We start from the raw sequence: 4684 nt of genomic DNA, 5'->3' as shown, positions 1-4684 counted from the left end.
AGCCGATGATGCCGTTCAGCGGGGTGCGGATCTCGTGTGACATGTTGGCCAGGAACTCTGACTTTATCCGGCTCGCTTCCAGCGCTTCCTTCCGGGCGAAATCCAGCTCGATGTTCTGGATTTCGATGGTTTCCAGGGTTTCCCGCAGATCTTCGGTGGCCTGGTCGATGTTCTGCTGCATTTCCGCCTGGGCCTTGCTCAGCTCTTCGGCCATGGCATTGAGGCCGGATTCCAGCTGTTCGAACTCCGGCCCGGCGCCGGTGTAGACCCGGGTATCCAGCTTGCCTTCCTTGAGTTTGGCAACGGCCTCGTTCAGTTCGAATACCGGGTTGGTGAACGCACGGCTCAGTCGCAGGGCAATGGCCATGCTGAGAATGACGCCCCCGAGAATGAGCAGCAGGGAAATAAGCAGGGCCTTGTACGTCTCTTTTTCGGTGCGGATATGGGACATTTCCACAACCACCCAGCCCAGAGGCTCCCGCAGATTCGACATGGACTGGCGGGCATCCGGGTCGAGCATGCTCTCGATCATCAGATCCTGCAGAAACACGGGGGTGATAAACCGGGTGCTGTTTTTTCGGGATATCCGGGTGGCGTGCTCGGCGGTGAGTTCGTCGGACTGCACGGTCTCCGAGCTTCCGGGCCCGGTGTGGAGCAGGCGGGAGCCGTCACTGCCAAAGAAGGTGATGGAACGCACGTCCTGCTCTTCCAGGAGGGCATTGGAGAGGCTGCTGAGGAGACTTCGGTTGGCAGTGAAAAGGCCGTACTCGGAACCGGCCGCGAGCTGACGGGAGAGTGACTCGCCCCGGTCCTTCAGCAGACTTTCGATATTGTTGACCCAGCTGTAGGTGAAGAACAGCCCCAGCATCAGGGTGGTCAGCAGGGTGGGAACCAGCGTCACCACTAAAACTTTCTTGCGAATGCCCCAACGTCGCATACCGTGTTCCTGAATTATTGCTTTTGTCCGCGCCGCAGAGCGGAAAACGTCCGTGTTAAGAATAGCTGATCCGGAACGGGATAACTGTGGTATCAGTCCCGACGGTACCGGAAAATCCCGTGTCGGATATAGCCGCCGGTCATGGATATAGCGAGAAGCTGTATTGGGAGACCGGGGCGATAACGCGTATCATGCGAAGCCAAAAGTGTACCACAGGGTTATCATATGCATTTTCCCACCATTGAAGATTATGTCGGGCACACCCCTCTGGTTCGCCTGCAGCGTCTCCCCGGTGAGACGAGTAACGTGATTCTGGCCAAGCTGGAAGGGAATAACCCCGCCGGCTCGGTGAAGGACCGCCCGGCTATCAGCATGATCCAGGAGGCGGAGCGTCGGGGCGACATCAAGCCGGGCGATACCCTGATCGAGGCGACCAGTGGCAACACCGGCATTGCCCTGGCCATGGCGGCTGCCATCAAGGGGTACCGGATGGTGCTGATCATGCCCGCGAACATGAGTGAGGAGCGTCGGGCATCCATGCGCGCCTATGGTGCGGAGATTGTCACGGTCACCAGGGAAGAGGGGATGGAAACTGCCCGTGACCTGGCCCTCAAGATGCAGGCGGAGGGCAAGGGCAGGGTGCTGGATCAGTTCAGCAACCAGGACAACCCTCTGGCGCACTACCGCACGACCGGTCCCGAGATCTGGGAGCAGACCGGGGGGCGTGTCACCCATTTTGTCAGCTCCATGGGCACTACTGGCACCATCATGGGCGTGTCCCGTTACCTCAAGGAGCGCAACCCGGATATTCGCATTATCGGGCTTCAGCCCAAAGAAGGTGCGTCCATACCCGGGATACGTCGATGGCCCGAAGCCTACCTGCCGAAAATCTACGATGCCGCACGGGTGGACGAGGTGTTGGATGTTGGCCAGGAAGAGGCCGAAAACACCATGCGGGCCCTGGCTTCCGAGGAAGGCATTTTCTGTGGCGTCTCCTCCGGCGGTTCGATCGCGGCCGCGCTCAAGCTCTCGCAGCAGGTTGAAAACGCCATCATCGTGGCCATTATCTGTGACCGCGGCGACCGCTATCTATCCACCGGTGTATTTCCCGGCGCCTGAACACGATTCCACCAAGAGACCCGAGTATGAGCAGACGACGCAGGAAGGTTCTTCCAAAAGAGCCCGTGCGCTGTGAGATTGAGACCCTGAGCCATGACGGCCGGGGTATCGCCCGTCAGGATGGCAAGACCCAGTTTGTCGATGGCGCCCTTCCGGGCGAAACCGTGATGGCGAAAGTGGTGTCCAGTCGAAGCAAGTTCGACGAACTGCGCACCGAAGAGGTTCTGGAAGCCGCGCCGGATCGTCAGACGCCACCCTGCGAGTTTGCCGACCTGTGTGGCGGCTGTAGCCTGCAGCATATGAGTGGCGATGCGCAGATCGCGTTCAAGGAGAATACCCTGCGGGAGCATTTTGCCCATTTCGGGGGCATCGAACCCGAGGAGTGGATTGAGCCACTGCGCTCGGAAGAGAGCCTCGGCTATCGCCGCAAGGCGCGCCTCGGGGTTCGTTACGTCAAGGCCCGGGAGTCTGTCCTGGTGGGGTTTCGGGAGAAACGCAACAGTTTCCTGACCGACATCGACCGTTGTGTGGTGCTGGATCCCCGCATTGGCGACCGCATACTGCCCCTTCGAAATATGCTGCACGATCTGGACGCCTACAGCCGAATCGCCCAGGTGGAAGTTGCCTGTGGCGATGATGTGGCGGTAATGGTGTTCCGCAATATGGATGACCTGTCCACTGGTGACCGGGAGAAGCTCATTGCCTTCGGCCAGGCTCACGATTTGCATATCTACCTGCAGCCAAAAGGGCCCGATACCGTTCATCGGATCTGGCCCGAGTCCTCTGGCCGGGATGATGAGCGACTGAGCTACAGGCTGGAAGAATTCGACCTGACCATGAAATTTCATCCCATGGACTTTACCCAGGTCAATGCAGGTATTAACCGTGCGATGGTACACAGGGCTGTGGAATGGCTGGATATCCAGCCGGGTGAGCGTGTCCTGGATCTCTTCTGTGGTCTGGGGAACTTTACGCTGCCCCTGGCCCGAAGTGGCGGACAGGTTGTCGGCGTGGAGGGTGACGAGACCATGGTTGTCCGCGGTCGGGAAAACGCGGAACTAAATGGCCTGAACAATGTCGCTTTTCACGGTGCCGATCTGCACGGCGATTTCACTGGCCAGAGTTGGGCGAAGGAAGGATTCGACAAGATCCTGATTGATCCGCCCCGCTCCGGCGCTGAGGAAATCTGCAAGTACCTGACCGCCTTCGGTACCCGGAAGATAGTCTATGTCTCCTGTAACCCGGCAACACTCGCGCGGGACGCAGGCGTTATGGTGCGCAATGGCTATCGCCTGGTGCGCGCAGGTGTGATGGACATGTTTCCCCACACCACTCACGTGGAATCCATCGCGTTGTTCGAACGGGATTCCGACTGAAGATGCGGTGGGCAGTCAGGGATGGCTGCGGCAACCATCAGGAATAACAAGACTGATATGGTAAAAGTTCGCGAAGATTACGCAATGACCGGCGACGGCCAGGTGGATATCGAGGGCTGGGTAAACCAGATAGCCTCGCAAACGCACCTGGACGACGCTGACCAGTTCCGGTTGGCCTGCGAAAAGGCAGCGGAAATCGATCTTCAGGCTTTCCGGCAGGATCGCCAGTGGGCACCTGGTTCCAGCAGCTTCCGGATTGGCATTGAGATGGCCCAGGTTCTGGCGGAGCTGCACCTGGATCAGGCCAGCCTGGTGGCGGCGATCCTTTATCGCGCCGTGCGTGAAGAGCGCGTTCCCCTGGAGACAATCCGCAAGGAATTTGGCGATGAGGTGGCGGGCCTGATCAACGGCGTGCAGCAGATGGCGGCCATTTCGTCCATCCACCACCCGCTGAAGGGTAACGTTCTGGGCCAGAGCGAAGGCCAACTGGACAACGTCCGCAAGATGCTCGTCACCATGATTGACGATGTCCGGGTTGCCCTGATCAAGCTGGCGGAGCGTACCTGCGCCATTCGGGCGGTAAAGGATGCTCCAGAAGAAAAGCGAATGCGCGTCGCCCGGGAAGTGTTTGATATCTACGCACCCCTGGCACACCGGCTTGGCATTGGTCACATCAAGTGGGAGCTGGAAGATCTTTCTTTCCGGTACCTGCATGGTTCCGCCTACAAAAAGATCGCCAAACTGCTGGACGAAAAGCGCCTGGATCGCGACGGTTACATCAAGCGGGTGATTGAAACCCTGCAGACCGAACTGAAAGCCTATGGCATTGAGGGCGAGCTGTCCGGACGTGCCAAGCACATCTACAGCATCTGGCGAAAAATGCGCCGCAAGGGCATCGACTTTTCCCAGGTTTACGATGTTCGCGCCGTGCGTATCCTGGTTCCGGAGGTTCGCGACTGTTACGCCGCACTGGGTATTGTCCACACGCTGTGGCGCCACATCCCCAACGAGTTCGACGATTACATTGCCAACCCGAAGGAAAACGGTTACCAGTCCCTGCATACCGCCGTGATCGGGCCCGAGGGCAAGGTCATGGAAGTGCAGATCCGAACCCACACGATGCATGAGGAGGCGGAACTGGGCGTTTGTGCCCACTGGTTGTACAAGGGCATGGACAAAGGCAACAAGTCGACCGGCTACGATGCCAAGATCAACTGGCTGCGCCAGGTTCTGGAGTGGCAGGAGGAGCTGG

4 protein-coding genes are annotated in these 4684 nt (G+C 58.9%); 3 read left to right on the top strand and 1 reads right to left on the bottom strand.

The window, feature by feature from the left end; translation table 11 throughout:
* Positions 1-937, bottom strand: a 937-nt coding sequence (locus B2W52_RS07985) for a histidine kinase dimerization/phospho-acceptor domain-containing protein (RefSeq protein WP_286802388.1), incomplete at its 3' end; no start/stop codon positions are given.
* A gap of 225 nt (positions 938-1162) precedes the next feature.
* Between B2W52_RS07985 and cysM the strand changes: the two genes are divergently transcribed.
* The 3 genes from cysM to B2W52_RS07970 form a co-directional block, all read left to right on the top strand.
* Complete coding sequence (gene cysM / locus B2W52_RS07980) at positions 1163-2056, top strand: cysteine synthase CysM (protein WP_008176171.1); 894 nt, start codon at positions 1163-1165, stop codon at positions 2054-2056.
* A gap of 26 nt (positions 2057-2082) precedes the next feature.
* The gene (rlmD, locus tag B2W52_RS07975; protein ID WP_273069290.1) at positions 2083-3432 is read left to right on the top strand and encodes a 23S rRNA (uracil(1939)-C(5))-methyltransferase RlmD; all 1350 of its coding nucleotides are present in this window, start codon (positions 2083-2085) and stop codon (positions 3430-3432) included.
* Between the two features lie 57 nt (positions 3433-3489).
* Positions 3490-4684: RelA/SpoT family protein (locus tag B2W52_RS07970; RefSeq protein ID WP_286802385.1), on the top strand; the 1195-nt coding region annotated here is incomplete at its 3' end.

The sequence above is a fragment of the Marinobacter sp. UBA2498 genome, from assembly GCF_002341575.1.
Lineage (GTDB): Bacteria > Pseudomonadota > Gammaproteobacteria > Pseudomonadales > Oleiphilaceae > Marinobacter > Marinobacter manganoxydans.
This window is presented reverse-complemented; position numbering and strand designations above follow the sequence as displayed.